Source organism: Salinicola endophyticus, from assembly GCF_040536835.1.
Classification (GTDB): Bacteria; Pseudomonadota; Gammaproteobacteria; order Pseudomonadales; family Halomonadaceae; genus Salinicola; species Salinicola endophyticus_A.
In genome coordinates this window covers 460,112-479,824 of the sequence record NZ_CP159578.1, presented here as the reverse complement: position 1 = coordinate 479,824, position 19,713 = coordinate 460,112, and the positions used below count along the sequence as shown (strand labels likewise).

The window sequence follows — 19,713 nt, the reverse complement described above, 5'->3', positions numbered from 1 at the left end:
ATTGCTCAGTATCTTCATCTCACTACACTGATACTGATACCTAGTCAGCTCAGAATGTCGGACCGGTTCATCCCCATCGATCAGACGTTCGCGAAGCCTTTCAGCTATGCATCTATCCCCCCCAAGCAGATCCTGAATCTCTTGGCGACTTAACGGTGTTTTCATATGGGTAGTGCTCTCGTTAACGTAAATACCTAGTAGAATCAGAAAAGTAACACCGGCACCCACGATTATCCGGATCATGATTCAGGACCCACTGGATCCTCCCACTCGCCATCTTGACCCGCCGATTTCGCATAGACGCTCGGTTGAGGAACAGAAGCCGATGGAGGCTGACTCCCCTGCTGCTGGCTCTGAGGCTGCATGAGCAAGACCTGCGCAATACGAAAGGGCAAAATGCCGACTCGGACGGCCTGAACCTTGAATTCTGAGCGATCATTACCCTCGCTGTCCTTCCATTCGTCATGCACCATCCTGCCAGATACCATCACCCGCTGGCCTTTCTGGTAAAGACGGGCCCAGTGCTCGACATCCCGATCCCAAAGCTCGACTTTGGCCCAAAAACCTCCCCTGTCGACGTTACCCTCTTCAGTCGGGACGGGGTTGTCGAACCGAATATTCAATCGAAGAAGCCCGCGGGGCGGCTTGTTACCGTTGGACGGGAACATCCTCACCTCGGGATCCGAACCGATGTTCCCCTCGCCCATGAAATGCGTGCTCATCTCAACCTCCAGAATCGAATGAATGTCCGACTACATTGGCGGCAATACTGGTAGAGCGTCAGTAAGAAACGTTAAGGCCGGAGCCGCCCTATTTCCGCCTCCGGCTGAATCAAATCATGGCTTCGACTTCATCGAGATCTTTAAGCAGGCGATTCAGTCGGTCCACCTGTCGAGTGGCTGCGGCGATCTTGGCGTTGAAGATTGCGCGCTCGGTCTCGATCTGAATCAACTGACGCTTCATGCCCACAGAAACATTGCCGTGCTGAAGCACGGCTTCGAGAAGGCGTCGCCCCATCTGGGTTTGCGCCTTATCGCGCCACTGCACAGCTCGCACTCGCCCGCCACTGTTATTGTGGGGTTTGAGCCACAGCCCCACCTGGACCACCGTCTTGTTGTACCGATTCGCAAAGTCCGCGGCTTCTTGCCAGAGTCGGCGGCACTCCGGCTCTAGTTCGTCCCGAAACCGGATCACCTCCCCTTTACCCTTAAAAGGTTTTAAAAGGCCCTTTGCGTACTGATCCAGTGCAAAGTCCCGTGGCTCATCCAGTGCAAGTTCTCGATGCTTATCCAGTGCAGTCGTTTTGGCCACGATGTGTCCTCGGATGTACGAATAGAAGAATGTGGAGCCACCCGGTGCCGCCCTCGGCTAAGTGATGCCAGTGGCATCACCCTGGGTGCCCGGTGCCGCCCTCGGCTAAGTGATGCCAGTGGCATCACCCTGGGTGCCCGGTGCCGCCCTCGGCTGAGTGATGCCAGTGGCATCACCCTGGGTGCCCGCTGCCGCCCTCGGCTGAGTGATGCCAGTGGCATCACCCTGGGTGCCCGCTGCCGCCCTCGGCTAAGTGATGGCAGTGGCATCACCCTGGGTGCCCGGTGCCGCCCTCGGCTGAGTGATGCCAGTGGCATCACCCTGGGTGCCCGGTGCCGCCCTCGGCTGAGTGATGCCAGTGGCATCACCCTGGGTGCCCGGTGCCGCCCTCGGCTGAGTGATGCCAGTGGCATCACCCTGGGTGCCCGCTGCCGCCCTCGGCTGAGTGATGCCAGTGGCATCACCCTGGGTGCCCGGTGCCGCCCTCGGCTGAGTGATGCCAGTGGCATCACCCTGGGTGCCCGCTGCCGCCCTCGGCTGAGTGATGCCAGTGGCATCACCCTGGGTGCCCGCTGCCGCCCTCGGCTGAGTGATGCCAGTGGCATCACCCTGGGTGCCCGGTGCCGCCCTCGGCTGAGTGATGGCAGTGGCATCACCCTGATCTGACTTCAGTCTTCAGCTTCTGGCGATGCACTTAGCAGTTGATCAGCGTCTAACTCGGTGCCTTCGAGTTCCTCCTGGCCAGACTCGGCCAGTGCAGATTCCTCCCGACGGATCGCAGGGGCGAATTCGCTGCGGCGTTTCCCTTCCAGAATGTCCTGGGGCAGCTCGCCAAATTTCTCGAGAGCGTTACGCGCCTTGGCGTTGTTCGCGGCGAAATCATCACGCGTGGCACCACTGAAACCAGGAAACTTCACGGGGGTATAGCAGAGCGATCGCAAGGCATGGCCGCCCTGATCACGAATCATCGCCCCTCGCTGCTTGTTGCCAATAAGCCCAATGTGATGTCCCAGAAGCACGTCGCGCACGATACCGTCGTACTGCATCAGGAGCATGACGGCTTGCCATCCCATTTGACCGCCCGTGAAAACAGGCGTGACGAACGGCTGCTGGCTGACGTTGCGGCTGACATCGAGTCCTTCAGGAATTTGCTCCAAAACAGAGCTGACCCTGGCGCTGAGCTGATTCAGTGATTGCCGTGTGTCGTGGATCTTCTCTTCGATGAGGAGCAGCCACTGGTCAGCGTAGGGATCGTCCTTCGCGGCAGCCTGATGGATTCGGCCGGCCAGAGAGAGGAATTGTTTGAGGCCCACTACCTGGGGTTTACCACTCTCGACACCACGACCATGCCATACCAGGACACCTGGGTAGGTATGCAGCGTCATCTCGATCTTGCTTCGTAGTTGCCCCACACGAGGTTCGTTACCGGCCATGCTCACTCCTGACGTCAATGCACTGGATGTGATGCCAGCATCCACACTCACCACGTGTTGCCCCATCGGAAACGTTAAACGCGATCTCAGCGCTTTCTAGCGTTCGTTGCGCTGCAGGCCAAGACGATGTAACAGCTGCTCGCGCGCCTGCTCAGTCTCGGGGGAAATCGGCTGGGGCCCCTGTTTGGACACCGTTGACTGTAGCGGCACCACGGGTCCTGCGGCGGCTTCTGTGCTTGGTCGCTCCACACCCCGCCGCTTGTCAGCGATGTGCCGCCCGAAGTGCGTCAGCTGGAAATTGTCCGAGGCAGCACGCTTGGCCAGGGTGTGCAGGAAGCCCAGGGTGTTCTTGACCTTGCCGGCATCGACTCGCCCAGCGGCTTCGTCGATCACCGCCTGCTGCACGTCGGCTGACAACCCTGTCAGCAAGAGTCTCACCGACTCCCGCTCGTCGGCCGTCAGCTCGAGCGGCCAGCTCCAGACCAGCGAAGCCTGGCCCGACTCGCGCGCGGTGGTTTTACACACACTGTTTGTATAACTACGTACTGTAGGGGGAGGCGCATCGGAAACTGTGCCGTAAGTTACTGATTTACGCATGAGTTTCCGTTGGGAACTGGGGGCATCCACCTCGGGAAACTGCCCGAGTTTCCGCTGGAAACTGGGAGAACCTGTCTGAGTTTCCGCCGGAAACTGGGCGGGAGCTGACTGAGTTTCCTCTGGAAACTCGGCTCGGCGTTGCCGCTCGGCTCGCCGGTCGATGACATCGAGCCGGGTCGGTAGCTCGAGTACGCCACTCTCAGCCAACTCGTCACGCACCAGTTGTGCCACCTCAGCGACGTCCCGGTTATGGTGACGAGTGCACCGTATGACGTACTCGATGTACTCGACATCGAGCGACAGAGACTCGGCGGGTGCCAGCGGCTCGTCATGCAACACGTAGACATTGCCGATCATGCGCCCGTTCTCGGTATTGCGGGCCTTCATCCCTAGTGTCATCCAACGAGTCAGTCTGAGGATCGCGATGACCCGGGCCACCGTTTTGCGTGACGCTTTGCGATTGGCACCGGAGCGCAGCAACGGCTCCAGCTCGTCGTAGGTGGGAAAAGCAGTCGTACGATCGGCGTTCGAGAGAAGCCGGATCATCTGCCAGCCGAGCACATCGACCGCGCCCAGGCGCTGATCGAGCAGCAGGGCGCGGGGAACGGTTTCATGGGGGTTCCCCATGAACAGCAGTCCGTCGAGAGGATCATCCTGACCGCCTGACGCCGAGGCTGCCTGGCCTCGGCGTTGGGTCATGGATGACGCGGCGCGTCCAATGAGCGCGTCGAAATGCTTCATCAGCCAGGCATCCCTTTACCGCTCGAAGCCTCGATTGTCTCGTCTTCCGCTGGCAGGCTCTGCTGGGGGGCTTGCTCAGGCTCGGTCCATTGCTTGATCAGCATCCAGATTACCGCCAGGGGCAGATCCACTTCCTCGGACAGCACCAGCATGCCGCGGATATCCTCAGCAGCGCGCGGGCTCGCCGGATCGTGGGAGATGGTTTGCCAGCGCCGGTACGCCTCATGCTCGACCGCTTCGTCAGGCATGGGCAACCTCCCCTGACGACTGGGCACGCCCAGCAGCGTACGTCGCGCGGAACAGTCGTTAGGCGTAAGCCCGAAGAACGTGACCAGCATCTGCACGCTCGCGCCTCGTCGGATGCACTGATCGACGATCCCATCACGATCCTGATCCCTGTCGACACGGCGCAATGCCGCCTTGAACGTCTCATGATCCAGCTCGAAGCGTGCCACGCCCGGAAATTCGTGGATCAGGGACTCGATTTCGCTAGCACGCAGCCGACTGAGGCTCTGCAACTCCTCGTCGTGGAATCCCAGTGCGCGAGCGCGACGCATGTCACCTTCGCGGATCAAGATCAGCGCCTGGTTGAACAGCGCGTGATTGAGTTGCGGTGCTGCCATCACGAATCCCCCTCGGCCTGCTGTACCTCGCGCAATACCCGAATCAACCGGGTCAGCCAGAACACGCGTACGAAAAGCCCGTCGGGCAGGCGAACCTCACTGTCGTCCCCGTGGCTCCCCACCATCTCGCCGAGGAGAGAGATATCGCTCGGCATCATCGGATCGATGTTTCCCTCCAGGCCGGCGAGCAGTTGCCAAACGAGCTGTGCGCGGCGACTCGGTGCCCCTTCGAGCGGCCCCAGCTCGTAACCGAGACCTTCACGCGCGTTGAGGCGAATGACCTCGCTTGATCCGCTCGCCTCGATCCCTGCCCAACTGGCCAGCAACTGTACGACTTCACCAATCTGCATACGCAGATCTCGAGCATTGCGGCGCCAGGTCGGCACATGCCAAAGATCCGTGATAGGTGCGATCGGCCCACCGTCCTGAAGCGGCACGCTCTTGAGTGCCGCTGCCTCGAAGTCGATGGCCTCTTCGCCGTGCTCCTTCGCCTGCCAGTGACGCAGCTGGCGATGGCCCTCCGTCTCGTGGTGGGGAGATAGCGTCAGATCAGCGGCAATCGTGGCCTGCTCCTCCGGGCTCCGCATCGGCTGAGGATTGTGTTCACGCATCAGCCCATCGCTATCCAAGAGATCTTCCTCGGGGTCGCTCTCGCCGTGGCCGAGCCCGCGAATTGTCACGGGCATCTGTTCGGACTGGGCCTTAAGTTCAGCATTCTGCTGCTCGAGCTGCGCGAGTTGCGCGCGCATCTGTTTGATCGCAACCGACTCGCTGACGCCGCCAGATTGTGGCACCCCACGCTCGGATGGCGGCGCCGCGGGCGGGGAAAGATCGCTTTGCCCATCGCCAAAGGTCAGATCATCGGGATCGAGATCGCTGCCCCCACTGATGGGGCCCTCATTGACTCCGGGGGCTTTGGTGATCGGCGCTCCCCCTGAGGCATCCGAGGACTTGCCGGACGAAGGGCGACCCGGGGAGATTTCAGGCTTGGGAGGATAGAGATGGCGCTCTTGGGGATGACGCAGCCGGGCCAACTCGCTATCGACCGTGGTCCAGATATCGTCACGCTCTTCTTGAGTAGCCGCGCGGGCATACTTGCGCACCGTGAACCAGTTCTTCCACGCCATATCAATGGGGTTGAAGTGAAGTCCGGTATGCTCATTGAGCATGCCCTTCAGCCGGTCCTCGACGATGTTCCAGCGAAACTCGGTCTGGCCTTCGTGGTCGAGTAGGGTCATCTCCTCATGCCAAGCCTGGGCAAAATCGCCGTCGACAACGTTCTTGGCCCACTGCTCTCCCTCGCCTAGATCGTCGGCGTGCTCCATCCAGTAGTCGGCGCAACGGGTCCAGCACTCTTCGCAGAATTGGCGGTATGAGATCAGCTTTTCGATCTGAGGACGACCCATGCCGGCATCCAGCGTCAGCGGCAGCGTCGGCAGGAAATGCTCAATGGTGTAGAGCATTCGACTGATATGGCTTTGATCAATGGTGTACCCGAGCAAGCGCAGCCGCTTTGTCAACTCGCGCTGGGAGATGCTCTCACCCGCCTCCTCCTCCAACATGCGCTTGGCTTCGAAGATCCCGCGCGCACGCTCGATCCAGCTCAGCTGACCCCGGTTGTCGTTCTCCGCCAGGTGCCCGGCAAGGACGTTGATCTCGCCCTGCCAAGGCACAAAGTGGCAATCCTGCTGGTTGAAGCGCTCGTCGCCGGTCTCCTGATATAGCTCGTTGAGGATCTGCAGGCGGGTGTTACCGCCGTCCGAGATCATGTAGCGATCATCGCCTGGCCGCTGGGTCACGGTCAGCTTCTGCTTGAGCCCCACGGCACGGATCGACTCTTTGATCTCATCATACTTAGGGTTCAGGTGCGTCCGCGGGTTGCGATCGTAGGGCCGCAGTTGAGCGAGCCTCAGGGTGATCGGCTGCTCACGAACCGGCGCAGGCAACCGATCCGTGAGCTGACTGTTGAGCTTCGGACCCGGCTGTCTCAACTTTGCCGTAATCTGATCGGGTGTGACGGATGATCTGCTCATGGGGTCCGCTCCGGCTGCAACGAGGTGCAGCACTGTGAATCAAAAAAGTGCTCCAACTGCCTCTGCAGTCGGCCAAGGCTCTGGGTTAGGCCATGAAGGCTCAAGTCGCTGCGGGTCTGCGGGGGATAGGAATCGCATAACGCCTGCAGGCCACGTCGCAACTCTCCCAAGTTGTCGCTCACGATCACCAGCAGCTCGAAGTCACTGAGGTCGATATACTGGAGCTGGGCCCAGCGCAGGTTGTGGTGCTGCTGCATCTTGAGCCGGCCGGTCTTGTCGCAAGCCATGTGAAAGACCAGCCAGGTATCGGCAAGCAACGCCCGTAGCGCGTCGTTGCGCTTGCTCTGAGCCTGCGGATGAATGGCGAACCAGGACTCCAGGGTCTCGACCCATTCGGGGAAGGGATCCAGCCGCCCAAGTGCCATACACTCCTGACCGTGCAGATACCGCTCCATGCCCTGGGCACTGGCCTCCTGTGATGGAAATGCGAAGATCTCAGCCATGGGTCAGCTCCTTGTGCTTGTCGCGATCGACGCCGCTGTGCAGTCGGGCATGACGTCCGGCCGCATAACCTTTCGCCATCGCTCGGTGATCGTCGCGACGATGCCCTCGATCAATGGCCTTGAGTGATTCCAACTCGGGATATAGGCGCTGCTGGAAGTGCTCGATCGCGGCGATGGCCTCCTCTGTCTTCTGCACCGGCACAATGTGCTCGTATGCCCCAGCCACCCATGCCGAAGCGTATGCATCGGCACGACGGACTTTGGTGACGCGCTTCGCCCGCTTGTGCATGCCATTGAGAAATGCCTTGCGATCACTGATCAGCTGGCGCTGCAGCACCTCGAAGGCATAAGCCGCGATGCGCACCTGGCTTGCCTCCCCGAGGAAGGCGAAGTCCCCTTGCCAGCCTCCCACGGTTCGTCTTGGCTCATAGACGGCGGCGGTTCCGAAAGCCGAGTTGACTAGCTGAACTAGGCAATTCAGCCAGCGCGGCGGCTCGCGCCCAGCAGGAGTTTTGATGGCCACCCGATCTATGGTCGAAGCGGCAACATCGATCTCGCTGATGCCATATTCAGCCATCAGGCGCTGCGCCTGCCGCAGCGCCGTTCCCGCCTCATGCTCGTTGGCCGAACGAGATAACGCCAGGCAGCGCTCGATCTTGCGGAGGATGCGATCGGGAGTCATTGGACACCTCCCCCCTGTCCTCGACGGACATCGAGTGATTCAAGGCCTAAAAGGGCTGAGCTGGAATTGTCCTTCATGCATCCCCCTCCTCTTCTTTCTGTAGCCGTCGCAGCCTTGCCAAAACATTCTTTTCCGCACGCGCATCGCTGGGTGAAAATCCGGTGAATACAGGCGGGCAACCTGCCTTGATGAAACGAACGTGACCGCCTCGTGTACGCTCGACGCGCCAGCCGTGAGTCACGGCGTAACGCACTACACGCTTTAGGGCGCGGGTCGAGCAGCGGATCGGGAGTGAGTCAGCCATGAGACACCTCCAGATACGACAGATTGAGCTCCATTTGGCCGGCCCATTCTGCCGCGCGAGGATTGAGCCAAAGACACTCGGTACGCCGGCCCGAGCCTCTTTGAGCCGATGCCTGTACATGCCGCCGGGTCATACGCCAATCACGTAGCGCCTCGCGATAGAGTGCGGCGTCGTAACCGGAGAGGATGACGTAGCCCTTAGCGAGCCGCAGGCGCTCAAGCAATTCGACATGACGCTGATCGCTCAGCTCATGGCTATAGGCATGCCGATGCCCACTCTCTCGGGTTTCCCCGAGATAAGGGGGATCGACGTAGTGGAGCGTGCGTGGGGAGTCATGCTGGGCGATCACGGTCAGGGCATCGCGGTTCTCGATCAGAACACCCGACAAGCGCTCAGCGACACGACCGATCACGCTGGGCAAACGCTGCCAGTGATGTTGTGTCGTGCCATGAGCACGTCGGGTGTCTGTGCGAAAGCCGGAATTGCCGCGCGTCGCGCCGGCTGTTCCGAACCCCATATGGGCACGAATCAACAGGCGTCGAGCACGCTCGATCGGATCCTGCGCAGGGTCCCAGGCTCGCTCGAATTCGAGTCGCGCATAGGGCGTCAGAGCCACCTGCTCGATTAGCCACGCACGCTGCTGGGAACTACGCAGCACCTCGAACAGATTGACGACATCGCCGTCCAGATCGTTGTAGACCTCGGCATAGCTGCGTGGCTTCTGTAGGAGCACGCCAGCGGCGCCACCAAAGGACTCGACATAGACATCGAAGGCAGACATCGGAGGGAAATGCGCCATGATCCATGGTGCCAGGCGAAATTTGCCGCCGTGGTAGCGCATTAGTGGGGCAGTCACTGTCATGACGCTATCCTCCGCGCCGCCGCGTTGGACTGGTGACGTTGGTCGAGATCTTCGAATCGATTCATCCATTGTTGGAAGGCGTGATCCATCGACCACGGCTGGATGTGGAGGGGAAGCGGTACTACCCCTTCGAGGCAACCCCACTCATCCCCTTCGAAGAGCAGATCGCGGCGCTCCGTTGCAAGCAGGATCAGGTCGATATTTTTGATGCAAGGGTCCATCACTTCTGGGAGCCCGAAGCGCTCAGCAATCGCCAACCAGAACCGTTCCTCTACCTTCTTGAACTCCGGCATGAGGGCTTTCAATGGCGAGACCATATCGCCGACATAGGCTTCAGTGGCGTCGTGCATCAGCGCCGTTAGTTGATGCTCGGAGGGCACAAACTGACTGGCGAGTACGCAGTGCTGCGCAACGCTGTAGTGCTCAAAAGTATGTCCGCCGAAACGGCAGATTCGACTCAGTGCGCGACCGATGTCGGATGGTTCGATCATCTGTGGCGTGGGATTCGCCATATGAACCGAGAGGCCAGAATGAGTAGTGATGAAACTCATGAAGCACCTCCAGCGCGAGCGGGATGGCCCGGTGTCTCAACGGACAAGCCGACAGCCAAGTTGCGCACCCAGATCGGCGTTGCGCCGAGCGCGAACGTCTCGCCGGCCCAGGCCAGCAGCAGCGTGGTACCCATCACGCCGGCGATCGCTTCGGCGGCATCTCGTGGCACGGCATTGCCGATGCGCTCACGCCAGGCGCTATCACTAAGGCCGGACAGCTCCAAATATTCATGCGGATCGATCAGGCTTTGCAGCGCGGCTAGCTCAAGGGTGGTGAACGGCCGGTGCCAGGTGCCATCGAGCGAGCGGATCACAGCGACCAGCTTCTCGTTTGGCTCGGGCATTCGGGGATCGGCGACTGACCAACGACCGTTGTCGTGCCCAGCAGCGGCCGACACGGCGCCGCTAGGGCTGGACCAGGGCACAACGCCGTAGTGCCCAGCGGTCAGGTAATTGTCGCCGCGGCCACGTTTCATGCCAGGTCGTGGATCGGCGATGGCCAATGCGCCACTTCCGAAACGGGCGCCGGTGACTGTGCGGCATGACTCGTTGAAGCCAGTGATAGCGAGCTTGCTGCCGTGCGCGGATTTAGGCCATCCGGTGCGAGGGTCTGCGACAGCTAGACCGCCCGAGGTGGGACCTGTACCGCCAGTGACTGACGGGCTGTGCCGGCTCCATCGAACGATGCGGTAGACATTGTTGTGGCGGACGCCGACAACCCGGGGATCAGCGACCGCATAGGTACCTTGCCCCGGCGACTGCTGGCCAGCAATAGCTCCGGTGGAGCAGTCCCAGCGGCGGACACCGTAAGCCTGGCCGTCGCGCCATGCCGCTGACTGATCGAAACGCGGATCTGCGACCGAAAAGCTGCCGTTGCCGGGGCGACTGGCGCCGGCGATGGTGCCGGTGGCATCGGTCCAGTCATTGACGCCCAGAAAGCCATTGCGGCCCTCGGGCACGATCAGGTAATCACGCAGGTGGCCGTTCTCGACGACGAGCTTGTTTAACGACCGCCAGTCGCTCCCGGCCTGCACGAAGGCGAGCCGTACCCAGGTCTTCCACTGAAGGCGCGGGATGCGGTGCATCGGCCCGGCGCGCTCTTCGCCTGGCATGGACATCTCGCCGAGCACCTCACCGACCGAACGCAGCGCGCGCTTGGGGGGCTCGTAAAGAAACGGCGGCACCTTTTCGCGATGGCGAGCCACCAACAGGAAACGCTTACGCGACTGGGCGAGACCGCCGAGTTCACCGCAGTCGTGAGTCGTCTCGGCGACGGCGTAGCCGTAGTGCTCCAGCAGCGAGATGATCTGATCGAGCAGCTCCCGCCCGCGGTTGGCGATGCGCGGCACGTTCTCGAAGATCAGCAGCTCCGGTGGATCGTCGGTCCAGGCTTCGAGCGTCAGCCAGATACCGCGCAGCGTCAGCCGGTTGAGCGCCTGGTACTTCGGCGTGCTGCTGCGGCTCTGCGACAGCAGCCCCGAGAAACCCTTGCATGGCGCGCTGAGGAACACGATGTGCGGCCGCTCGCCATCCGCAGCGGCATGGATGTCGGCTGGCGTCATCTCGCGCCATTCCGCCGGCGGCTCCGCGCCGTGAAAGGTGCGGTATTGATCGCGGTCGAACAGGTCCATGACCGTGCCGCGCGTGCCAGTCAGCCGCTGGAAGTCGGCGATGGCGCCGGCGTCGACGTCGATCCCGCCGATACACCGAAAGCGCGCCTGCATGTTGCCGACGCGTGCGTTGCCGCGGTTGAACCCTGCGGCGCCGCCGCCCAGGCCACAGAACAGGTGGAAGTGGCGAATCTCATGGTAGGAGAGCAGGCTTGGCATCATTTTCATGACCGCACCTCCCTTACCTGCTTCCAAGCCAGGGATTCGAAGCGCGTATGGGCGCCCAGAAACGCGAGATGTACCGTGCCAGTGGGACCGTTGCGCTGCTTGCCGATGATCAGCTCGGCCAGCCCCTTGTTGTCTGGGATATCTTGGTTGTAGACCTCATCGCGGTAGACGAAGCCTATGACGTCGGCGTCCTGCTCGATCGCGCCGGAGTCGCGCAGATCGGCCATACAGGGCCGCTTGTTGGGGCGGTTTTCGAGTGCACGATTGAGCTGCGAGAGCGCCACCACCGGGCAGTTGAGATCCTTGGCGGTCGCCTTGAGGATGCGCGATATCGCAGAAATCTCGGTGTTGCGGTTCTCGCAGCCCGGCTCTTCGAGCAACTGCAGATAGTCGATGAGGATCAGAGCCGGTTTGCCGTGGCGGCGCATCAGCCGACGTGCACGAGACTTGAGTGAGGTTGCGGAGAGCCCACTGGAGTCGTCCACGAACAGGCGCTCCTCGAAGCCCAATATGCGGTTCGTGGCGGCGGTCAACTTTTCCCACCCCCCGTCGTCCAACTGGCCCGCGCGGAGTTTGCTCAGGTCCAGCCGCCCCATGCTCGCCATCAGACGTAGCATCAGCTGTTCTTCGGGCATCTCGAGCGAGAAGACGAAGATCGGTGCCGTGGCCAACTCCACACGACCGGCGGTTGCCTCCAGAGCATTCTCGACGAGGTTCATGCCGAGCGTGGTCTTACCCATCGACGGGCGGCCAGCAATCACGATCAGGTCCGAGTCCTGCCAGCCGCAGGTAAGAGCGTCGAGATCTTGGTAGCCCGTCGGCGTGCCAGTGATGCCATCCTTGGCATTGAAGGCGCGATCGATGGTATTGATCGCCGCCGTCAACGCCGGACGTATGCCGTTTTCCTTGCCCTGCCGATTTTCGGCCAACTCGAAAAGTTGTCGCTCTGCCGCTTCGATCAGGATCTGACTGAGCTGCTGCCCATCCAGCGCCCGCTGACTAAGATCACGCCCCATATTGGCCAGCTGCCGGCGACGCTGATGCTCATGAACGATGCCGGCATAGGCAACCACATTGGTAGCCGACGGCGTGTTGCGGGCCAGCTCGGCCAGGTAGGACAAGCCACCACAAGTCTCGAGATTCCCATTCCGCTCCAATGCCTCGGAGAGCGTCACCACATCCAGCGGTTTCTCGTCATGGGATAGCGCTTCCAGCGCCTTGAAGATCAGCCGATGCGGGTGGTGATAAAACGCGCCGGCGTCGACTATTTCGCAGATATCGTCCCATTTCGTGTTGTCGAGCATCAACGCGCCCAGGGTGGACTGCTCAGCCTCGATGCTATGGGGGGGCAGAAGTCCCATGACTTCTGCTTCCGCGGATGCGGAGGATACGGCCTCAATGGACATGGCCCACCCCCGGTTTCCCCATCCCAGGCTTGCTGTTGGGCGTCACCGTGCCTACGGCACGGATGGCATCCGCCCACTCTGGGTAGAGGTCAGTCGCCACCGACTTGAGTTGGTCGGCACAGGCAGGCGATTTGCGTCCCGAAGGTTTGCGCGGTTCGACTCGATGAACCGGTAGGCCCTTCAACGCCGCTGTGCGATAGGCAGAGAGGTTGACCAGTGGTGTCTCGAGCACACTGATGCCGTGATCTTCCACCTCGGCATACATGCTGCGAATGCTGTCGGCGATCTCCCGCGCATCCCGGAGCTGGTCGGTCATCTTATTGAGCAGGATGGAGACCGGCGGCACCTCGAACCGGGTATATCGTGCCAGCTCGCGCAGCTCGTCGAGCATGCCCTGAGTGCCTCGGACAAATTCACGGGCAGTGAGCAGTTCGGGAACGATGGGTGATACCAGTCGATCGGCGGCCATCACGGCCATCTCGAGAATGACGGAGCGCGCGCCCTGCGTATCGATCAGGATGGCATCGTAGCGATCGGCGAAGCGATCGAGCAGGTCTATCAGCCGGAATCGACCGTTGGGGGCATTGAGCAACAGCTGCTGCAACTGACTCCGGTGGTCATTTGAGACAATGATGTCGAGGTTGGTAACAGCGGTATGAGAAATGATCTGGTCAAGGTCGACCAGCTCTGTCGCGAGCAGCTCGTACACCCCACCAGGGGCAGGCTGGGACAGCTCATAGTAGGAAGAGAGGGTTGGCTGGGAATCGAGGTCTATGAGGAGGACTCGTAGACCGGCATCCGCCAGGAGGCCACCCAAGTTTGCAGTGGTGGTGGTCTTTCCGACACCGCCCTTCGAGCATACGATCGTAGAAACGCGCATATCCACACTCCGTCCAAGCTGAATGGAACGAGTGCAGAGAGGATATTAGGTGAGAAAATCAGGAGCTTGCGAACGGCTAGAGGGGAATCTAGAGGGCGGGGAGCGATCACCGTGTGAAACGCTCTGTTCCCTTCATCTCTAAGCTCTGGTGCCGACACCAGGAGTCGAACCCGGGACCTACTGATTACAAGTCAGTTGCTCTACCAACTGAGCTATGTCGGCGAGCATAGAGACGTTGGCAAATGGCTGGGGTACCAGGATTCGAACCTGGGAATGCCGATACCAAAAACCGGTGCCTTACCACTTGGCGATACCCCAGCAGCGTGGTGGCCAGAGACGGAATCGAACCGCCGACACGGGGATTTTCAATCCCCTGCTCTACCAACTGAGCTATCTGGCCCTTGCCAACGGGGACGAATTAAACCAGTAAGCCTTTCACGGGTCAAGCCTTTTATTTCAAAAAGATGGGATCTTTTTCGCCCCCACCAAAATCACTGGCTCGGCGGCACGTAGCCTTCGGCGTGGTCGGTCTCCTGGTTGTCGAAGAAGCGCTCCATCTGCGCCATCAGGTAGGCGCGCGCTTCGGGGTCGAGCATATTGAGATGCTTCTCGTTGATCAGGCGGGTCTGCTGGGCCTGCCACTCTTCCCAGGCGCGCTTGGAGACGTTCTGTTGAATCTCCTGGCCCTTGGCGCCGGGCAGCGGTGGAAACGGCAGGGCTTCGAGCTCCTGCTGGTACTTGCGGCAGAATACGGTACGAGCCATGGATCACTCCTGGGTCAGTCGGTCGTCGTGGGTGTCTGGGCCAGCTTGTCGAGCAGGGTCTTCACCGGCGCGGCCAGGCCGATGTCGCCAGGGGCCGCGGGGTCCACCCAGCGCTCGTCGGCGCCTGCGGCGATAGGGGTCGCCAGCGTGGCATCGCTGGCCGTCGCAGGGCAAGGCGTGATGTCGAGGCGAAAGTGAGTGAAGACGTGGGTAAACGGTTGCCAAGCACGGGCCAGGTGTGCACCGGGGTAGCGCGCCAGCCAGTCGCGCAGCGTCTCACCATCGTCGAACTGGGGAAAGCACCAGAGACCGCCCCATAGCCCCGTCGACGGGCGCTGACGAAGCAGAACCCGGCCACTGCCATCCTGCAGCATGAGCATCTGGGTGCTGCGCGTGGGGATCTCACGCTTGGGCTTGGACCCGGGATAGTCGCGCTCACGCCCCTGCGCATGCGCCACGCAGACGTCTTCGAACGGACACAGCAGGCAGCTGGGTTTCCCCCGGGTACAGATCATCGCGCCCAGGTCCATCATAGCCTGGGTGTAGTCAGGCAGGCGCTCGTGGGGCGTATAGCGCTCGGCCAGCGCCCACAGCCGCGCCAGCACGTCGCTGCGCCCAGGCCAGCCCTCCACCGCATGCAGCCGCGCCAGAACACGCTTGACGTTACCGTCGAGAATCGCCGCGCGCCGTCCACTGGTAATGCTGATGATGGCGCCGGCGGTGGAGCGGCCGATCCCGGGCAATGCGGTCATGGCATCAAGGTCATGGGTCGGGAATTCGCCAGCGTAGTCCTCGACCACCTGCCGTGCGGCCTTGTGCAGGTTGCGCGCGCGGGCGTAGTAGCCAAGCCCGGTCCACAGATGCAGCACGTCGTCCTGTGGCGCCGCGGCGAGCGTCTGAACGCTGGGAAAGCGCGCCATGAAGCGCTCAAAGTAGGGCACTACGGTAGCGACCTGGGTCTGCTGCAGCATGATCTCGGAGACCCAGACACGGTAGGCGGTCTTGTTCTGCTGCCACGGCAGCGTCTTGCGCCCATGCAGGTCGAACCAGTCGAACACGCGGCGCTGGAACGCCTCGGTCGATAACGCAAACTCAGCCAAACGGCACCTCGGATCAGCGGATGGCGACAGGGGATGATCGCAAAGCGCCGACAAGACGTCGGCGCGGGCACTGGCCAGTAAAGGCGGTCATTTGAACAGGCCTCGGATCTTGTCGCCGAGCTCCTGTGAAGCGCCATCGCCCAGGGCATCGTCGATCTTGCGCCGGGTCTTGTCGTCGAGCTTGTCATCGAGCACTTCATCGACCCGTTTGCCGGCCTTGCGCTTGGCTTCGTCCTCGGCCAGCGCCCCCAGCGAACGCTGGAACGCCTCGCGGTCGAAGCTGCACCAGCTGGCCGGCGCGTCTGTCAGGCTGCCCTGGCAGCGGATCGGGAAGTCGATTCGCGCCAGGCGCGGGTTGACGCTGCAGGCGGCCTGATCGGCGGTATCCTGCAGGCGGGCCGCGGCGCGGTAGTCGAGCCGGTCGGTGACCAGGTTGACCTCCCCTTTGCCGCTCAGGTTCACCCCGGGGATAGCGATATCGAGATCGTCGTTGTGCGCCACGCCATCCTTCACCACCACGGTGGCCTGTAGCCGATCGAAGGCGGTGTCCGGGCTCCACTCGCGATCGGACTGCTTGCCCTCCAGTGTGGCAACCGCCGTACACAGCTGCTTCGGCACGTTGACGTCGAGCATGGCGCCATCATCGATGCGCAGTGCCGCCTGGCCATTGAGGTTCTGCTGGATCCCGGCAAGGGTGTTGGTGCGCGAGTCGAAGTCGCCCTGCAGGCTGAGCGTGCCGCGCAGCGGCGAGGCCTTGCCACTCACATCCTGGTACAGCGGCGCCAGTTGGACACCCTGCAGACGCTCGGTGAAGGAGAGTTGAATGGGCGACTGGCGCAGATCGAGCGCGCTGGAGGCCTTGACGCTGCCGTCGTAGAGGTTGGCGCTCAGCGAATCGATCCGCTGGCGTCCATCGCTGCCGCTGGTGGCCAATGCAACGTCGCTGAGCTTGGCGCCCTTGAGCGTGAGCGCGTCGAGCGTCAGATGCCCTTCCTGTTTCAGATGGGCGAGCCAGTCCACGGGCAGCAACCCAGCCTCTTCGCCGGCCGCCAGCGCCGGCGCAATGCCGAGGCTACCGAGCCAGGCGGTGGCCTTGTCAGATGCCTTCGCGTCATTCTGCGCCGGTGCACCACCACTCGCCGCCGCGGGCGGCAGGTAGGCATCGAGATCGAGCTTGTCGCCCTCGAGATCGAAGTTCAGCGCGCTGCCATCGTAGGCCGCGCCTAGCGAGCCGCGCAGTTGGGTCTGATCGAGCGTGAGCTGAAGATCGGAAAAGTCCACGCGCTGGGCATCACCCGTGAAGGGGCCGCTCAGCGAGAGCGCGGTCAGCGCCTTGTCATTGGCGCTGCGCACGTCGACACCGAAGCGGGTGAGCCAGTCGCGTAGCGAGAGCGGCGCCAGATTCAGCCGCCCCTGATAGTGCGGGTCACTATCCAGTGCGGTGATCTTGGCATTACCGCTGAGGTCGAGATTATCGTCCCCGGTCAGTGCCACATTGCTCAGCTCGGCAGTTGCGGCATCGAGGTCGGCGCTGGCATCGAGCTTGAGATCGAGCGACAGCGGCGACTTCTGCAGCGCCGGCGAGGAGATTGCCGCCCCCAGCTGGACACCTTCGGCGCGGTACTGACGCTGACGCGTATCGGCCACCAGGCTGGCGATCTTCAGGTTGCCACTCTGGGCCTGTTCGGCGATATCGGGCAGCTGCGCCTTGCCATTGAGCGTGACTTTGTCGAAGGTGTAACGCCCGGCGCTCAGATCCATACGCATCTGGCTCTTCAACTGCACATTGCCGTTCATCCTGGGCTGCTCGCCCGAGAGATCGAACGAGAGCTGCAGCGGGAACGAAGACTGCGGGCTGACATTGCTGCTGGTCAGCGACAGATTGGAGAGCGTGACGTCCAGCGGGCGACGCGGGTCGACGTAATGAACCCGGCTGTTGGTGACCTGGACGTTGGCGATATCGAACGCCACCGGCTGGCTATCGCTCCCGGCCTGACCACCGCTATCACTCTTAGCACTGCTCTCAGCCTGACCACCGTTCGCGGACTGGGCGACGCCGGCGTTCTTGCCCGTGGCGTCGGCGGCAGCGTCACGCTGGGCGAGACGGTCGAGTAGCGTCTGCCAGTTGCCCCGGCCCTGGGCGTCGCGCACCAGGTTGAGACGCATGCCATCGAGGATCAGGCCATCCACCGAGACATCGCCGCTCAACAGCGGCGCGAAGGCGACACTCACCTCGGCCTGGTCGAAGGCGACGAAGGGCTCGTCGTCGTGGGACTGGCGCGGAAGCCAGGCCTCGGCGTCGGCCACGCTGACCCCGATGCGCGGGTAGAAGCTCCATGACAGCGGACCATCCAGGCGCAGCTCGAGTCCGCTCTGATCGCGCACCGCCTCGATCAGCCGCGGTTTGAGATCGTTGGGATCGAAGAAGGTGGTGATATAGACCACCGCCGCCACGACCACGATGCCCAGCACGCCGACGGCCGCGAGCAGCGCTCTGATCAATCCTTTCATGCGCGCCGGACCTCCTTGACAGCGTGGCCCACTGGCGGGGCCAGGAATGATTGGCGGGTATCTCGACGACACCCCACTAGGGTATCGCTGGTTCGCGCGGCTTCCGGCATGCCTCCTGTCTCTCCCTGTCAACGCGGCGGCTCGGCCGAGGCCGCTCTGTGATCCCCGCATTGTAGCGGATGCCCGGGGCGATTCTCTATAATGGCCGATTCTCGCCACACCTACCGGGAGACTCCCCACGCATGTCCCAGCGCATCGCCACGGTGTCACGCCAGACTCAAGAGACCCAGATCACGGTCACCGTGAATCTCGACGGCAGTGGCCGTCTCGAGAGCCGGACCGGGGTCCCCTTCCTCGACCACATGCTCGACCAGGTCGCCCGCCACGGCATGCTCGACCTCACCATCGAGGCCGACGGCGATCTCGAGATCGACGATCACCATACCGTCGAGGATCTGGGCATCACCTTGGGTCAGGCATTCGCCCGGGCGATCGGCGACAAGCGCGGGATTCGCCGCTACGGCCACGCCTATGTCCCGCTGGACGAAGCGCTGTCACGGGTGGTGATCGACTTCTCCGGCCGCTCGGGCCTGTTCATGGACGTCGAGTTCACGCGCGCCAGCATCGGCCGCTTCGATACCCAGTTGTGCTGGGAGTTCTTCCAGGGCTTCGTCAACCACGCCCAGGTGACTCTGCACATCGACAACCTCAAGGGTTTCAACGCCCACCACCAGGCGGAGACCATCTTCAAGGCCTTCGGCCGCGCGGTACGTGCCGCGGTGGAAGAAGACCCGCGCATGGCCGGCCAGCTGCCGTCGACCAAGGGCAGCCTGTGAGGGCGCACGCCGCCCGCCCGGCGGCTGTCACCGATTCTACGAGGAGCGCACGATGACGATTGCGGTAATCGACTACGGCATGGGCAACCTGCACTCCGTGGCCAAGGCGCTCGAGCACGTCACCCACGAGAACGTGGTGGTGACCAGCGACCCGCGCGCGATTCGCGGCGCCTCGCGGCTGGTGCTGCCGGGCCAGGGCGCGATCCGCGACTGCATGGGCGAACTCGAACGCAGCGAGCTGCGCGGGCTGGTCGGCGAGCTGCTCGACGCCCAGCAGAAGCCACTCCTGGGGATCTGCGTCGGCCAGCAGATGCTGTTCGAACACAGCGACGAGAATGGCGGCATCGACTGTCTCGGTTTTCTGCCCGGGCGCGTGCGCCACTTCGGCCAACAGTTGAAGGGGCCGGACGGCGAGCGCTTGAAGGTACCGCACATGGGCTGGAACCGAGTCGTCCAGCACCACGCCCACCCGCTGTGGCGGGGCATCGACGATGGCGCGCGCTTCTACTTCGTGCACAGCTACTATGTCGACGCCGCCAACTCGGACGACGTCTTCGGCGCGACCCACTACGCCGGTGTCGAAGCCCACGTGGCCACCGGCCGTGGCTGCGTCTTCGCGGTGCAGTTCCACCCCGAGAAGAGCGCCCGCGACGGCCTGCAGCTGCTGGAAAACTTCGTCAACTGGGCGCCCTGAGCGCGCCGCGCCCGGGACGCCGCCAGTACGGCGCCGCCCCATCG

Annotated in this window: 19 protein-coding genes and 3 tRNA genes; 3 read left to right on the top strand and 19 right to left on the bottom strand. The window is 62.3% G+C overall.

All coding sequences use genetic code 11. The features are described from left to right. Positions 1-239: 239 nt before the first annotated feature. Both ABV408_RS02275 and ABV408_RS02270 read right to left on the bottom strand, forming a co-directional pair. Positions 240-722 (bottom strand): single-stranded DNA-binding protein, encoded by a 483-nt coding sequence (locus ABV408_RS02275; protein WP_353980865.1) that lies wholly within the window; start codon positions 720-722, stop codon positions 240-242. Between the two features lie 109 nt (positions 723-831). Beyond that, positions 832-1,311: a DUF3158 family protein gene (locus ABV408_RS02270; protein ID WP_353980864.1), complete on the bottom strand. Its 480-nt coding sequence runs from the start codon at positions 1,309-1,311 to the stop codon at positions 832-834. A 3-nt stretch (positions 1,312-1,314) separates the two neighbouring features. Here ABV408_RS02270 and ABV408_RS02265 point away from each other — a divergent pair, with 3 nt between their 5' ends. Then, the gene (locus tag ABV408_RS02265; RefSeq protein WP_353980863.1) at positions 1,315-1,977 is read left to right on the top strand and encodes a hypothetical protein; all 663 of its coding nucleotides are present in this window, start codon (positions 1,315-1,317) and stop codon (positions 1,975-1,977) included. Between the two features lie 2 nt (positions 1,978-1,979). On the opposite strand, the gene ABV408_RS02260 is transcribed toward ABV408_RS02265, so the two are convergent. The 17 genes from ABV408_RS02260 to ABV408_RS02180 form a co-directional block, all read right to left on the bottom strand. After that, positions 1,980-2,744 (bottom strand): PFL_4669 family integrating conjugative element protein, encoded by a 765-nt coding sequence (locus tag ABV408_RS02260; protein WP_353980862.1) that lies wholly within the window; start codon positions 2,742-2,744, stop codon positions 1,980-1,982. 96 nt (positions 2,745-2,840) lie between these two features. Continuing rightward, positions 2,841-4,082 (bottom strand): STY4528 family pathogenicity island replication protein, encoded by a 1,242-nt coding sequence (locus ABV408_RS02255; protein ID WP_353980861.1) that lies wholly within the window; start codon positions 4,080-4,082, stop codon positions 2,841-2,843. Continuing rightward, positions 4,082-4,705: a DUF2857 domain-containing protein gene (locus tag ABV408_RS02250; protein WP_353980860.1), complete on the bottom strand. Its 624-nt coding sequence runs from the start codon at positions 4,703-4,705 to the stop codon at positions 4,082-4,084. The genes ABV408_RS02255 and ABV408_RS02250 overlap by 1 nt, the downstream gene beginning before the upstream one ends. Next, positions 4,705-6,738 carry a ParB family protein gene (locus ABV408_RS02245; RefSeq protein ID WP_353980859.1) on the bottom strand — a complete coding sequence of 678 codons (2,034 nt, stop codon included), beginning with the start codon at positions 6,736-6,738 and terminating at the stop codon, positions 4,705-4,707. Before ABV408_RS02245 ends, ABV408_RS02250 begins: the two co-directional genes overlap by 1 nt. Beyond that, on the bottom strand, positions 6,735-7,241 hold the full coding sequence (locus tag ABV408_RS02240) for a hypothetical protein (protein WP_353980858.1): 507 nt from the start codon (positions 7,239-7,241) through the stop codon (positions 6,735-6,737). The genes ABV408_RS02245 and ABV408_RS02240 overlap by 4 nt, the downstream gene beginning before the upstream one ends. Beyond that, the gene (locus ABV408_RS02235; protein ID WP_353980857.1) at positions 7,234-7,923 is read right to left on the bottom strand and encodes a DUF2786 domain-containing protein; all 690 of its coding nucleotides are present in this window, start codon (positions 7,921-7,923) and stop codon (positions 7,234-7,236) included. Before ABV408_RS02235 ends, ABV408_RS02240 begins: the two co-directional genes overlap by 8 nt. Positions 7,924-8,219: 296 nt before the next feature. After that, positions 8,220-9,089, bottom strand: coding sequence for a DNA adenine methylase (locus ABV408_RS02230; protein WP_353980856.1), 870 nt, complete (start codon positions 9,087-9,089; stop codon positions 8,220-8,222). After that, positions 9,086-9,640, bottom strand: a complete 555-nt coding sequence (locus ABV408_RS02225) for a hypothetical protein (RefSeq protein ID WP_353980855.1) — start codon at positions 9,638-9,640, stop codon at positions 9,086-9,088. Before ABV408_RS02225 ends, ABV408_RS02230 begins: the two co-directional genes overlap by 4 nt. Beyond that, on the bottom strand, positions 9,637-11,478 hold the full coding sequence (locus tag ABV408_RS02220) for a DNA cytosine methyltransferase (RefSeq protein WP_353980854.1): 1,842 nt from the start codon (positions 11,476-11,478) through the stop codon (positions 9,637-9,639). Before ABV408_RS02220 ends, ABV408_RS02225 begins: the two co-directional genes overlap by 4 nt. Then, on the bottom strand, positions 11,475-12,884 hold the full coding sequence (gene dnaB / locus ABV408_RS02215) for a replicative DNA helicase (protein WP_353980853.1): 1,410 nt from the start codon (positions 12,882-12,884) through the stop codon (positions 11,475-11,477). Before dnaB ends, ABV408_RS02220 begins: the two co-directional genes overlap by 4 nt. Then, positions 12,874-13,764: a ParA family protein gene (locus ABV408_RS02210; RefSeq protein ID WP_353980852.1), complete on the bottom strand. Its 891-nt coding sequence runs from the start codon at positions 13,762-13,764 to the stop codon at positions 12,874-12,876. The genes dnaB and ABV408_RS02210 overlap by 11 nt, the downstream gene beginning before the upstream one ends. 146 nt (positions 13,765-13,910) lie before the next feature. Then, positions 13,911-13,986, bottom strand: a tRNA-Thr gene (locus ABV408_RS02205). Between the two features lie 21 nt (positions 13,987-14,007). Further along, positions 14,008-14,082, bottom strand: a tRNA-Gln gene (locus ABV408_RS02200). Positions 14,083-14,088: 6 nt separating this feature from the next. Further along, positions 14,089-14,164, bottom strand: a tRNA-Phe gene (locus tag ABV408_RS02195). Between the two features lie 91 nt (positions 14,165-14,255). Next, positions 14,256-14,528 carry an oxidative damage protection protein gene (locus ABV408_RS02190; protein ID WP_207034522.1) on the bottom strand — a complete coding sequence of 91 codons (273 nt, stop codon included), beginning with the start codon at positions 14,526-14,528 and terminating at the stop codon, positions 14,256-14,258. Between the two features lie 14 nt (positions 14,529-14,542). Next, the gene (mutY, locus tag ABV408_RS02185) at positions 14,543-15,628 is read right to left on the bottom strand and encodes an A/G-specific adenine glycosylase (protein ID WP_353980851.1); all 1,086 of its coding nucleotides are present in this window, start codon (positions 15,626-15,628) and stop codon (positions 14,543-14,545) included. Between the two features lie 87 nt (positions 15,629-15,715). Further along, positions 15,716-18,139, bottom strand: a complete 2,424-nt coding sequence (locus tag ABV408_RS02180; RefSeq protein WP_353980850.1) for an AsmA family protein — start codon at positions 18,137-18,139, stop codon at positions 15,716-15,718. Between the two features lie 242 nt (positions 18,140-18,381). Between ABV408_RS02180 and hisB the strand changes: the two genes are divergently transcribed. Together hisB and hisH are read left to right on the top strand one after the other, a co-directional pair. Then, the gene (gene hisB / locus ABV408_RS02175) at positions 18,382-18,975 is read left to right on the top strand and encodes an imidazoleglycerol-phosphate dehydratase HisB (protein ID WP_207034528.1); all 594 of its coding nucleotides are present in this window, start codon (positions 18,382-18,384) and stop codon (positions 18,973-18,975) included. Positions 18,976-19,027: 52 nt separating this feature from the next. Continuing rightward, on the top strand, positions 19,028-19,669 hold the full coding sequence (gene hisH / locus ABV408_RS02170; RefSeq protein ID WP_353980849.1) for an imidazole glycerol phosphate synthase subunit HisH: 642 nt from the start codon (positions 19,028-19,030) through the stop codon (positions 19,667-19,669). The last annotated feature ends 44 nt before the right edge of the window (positions 19,670-19,713 follow it).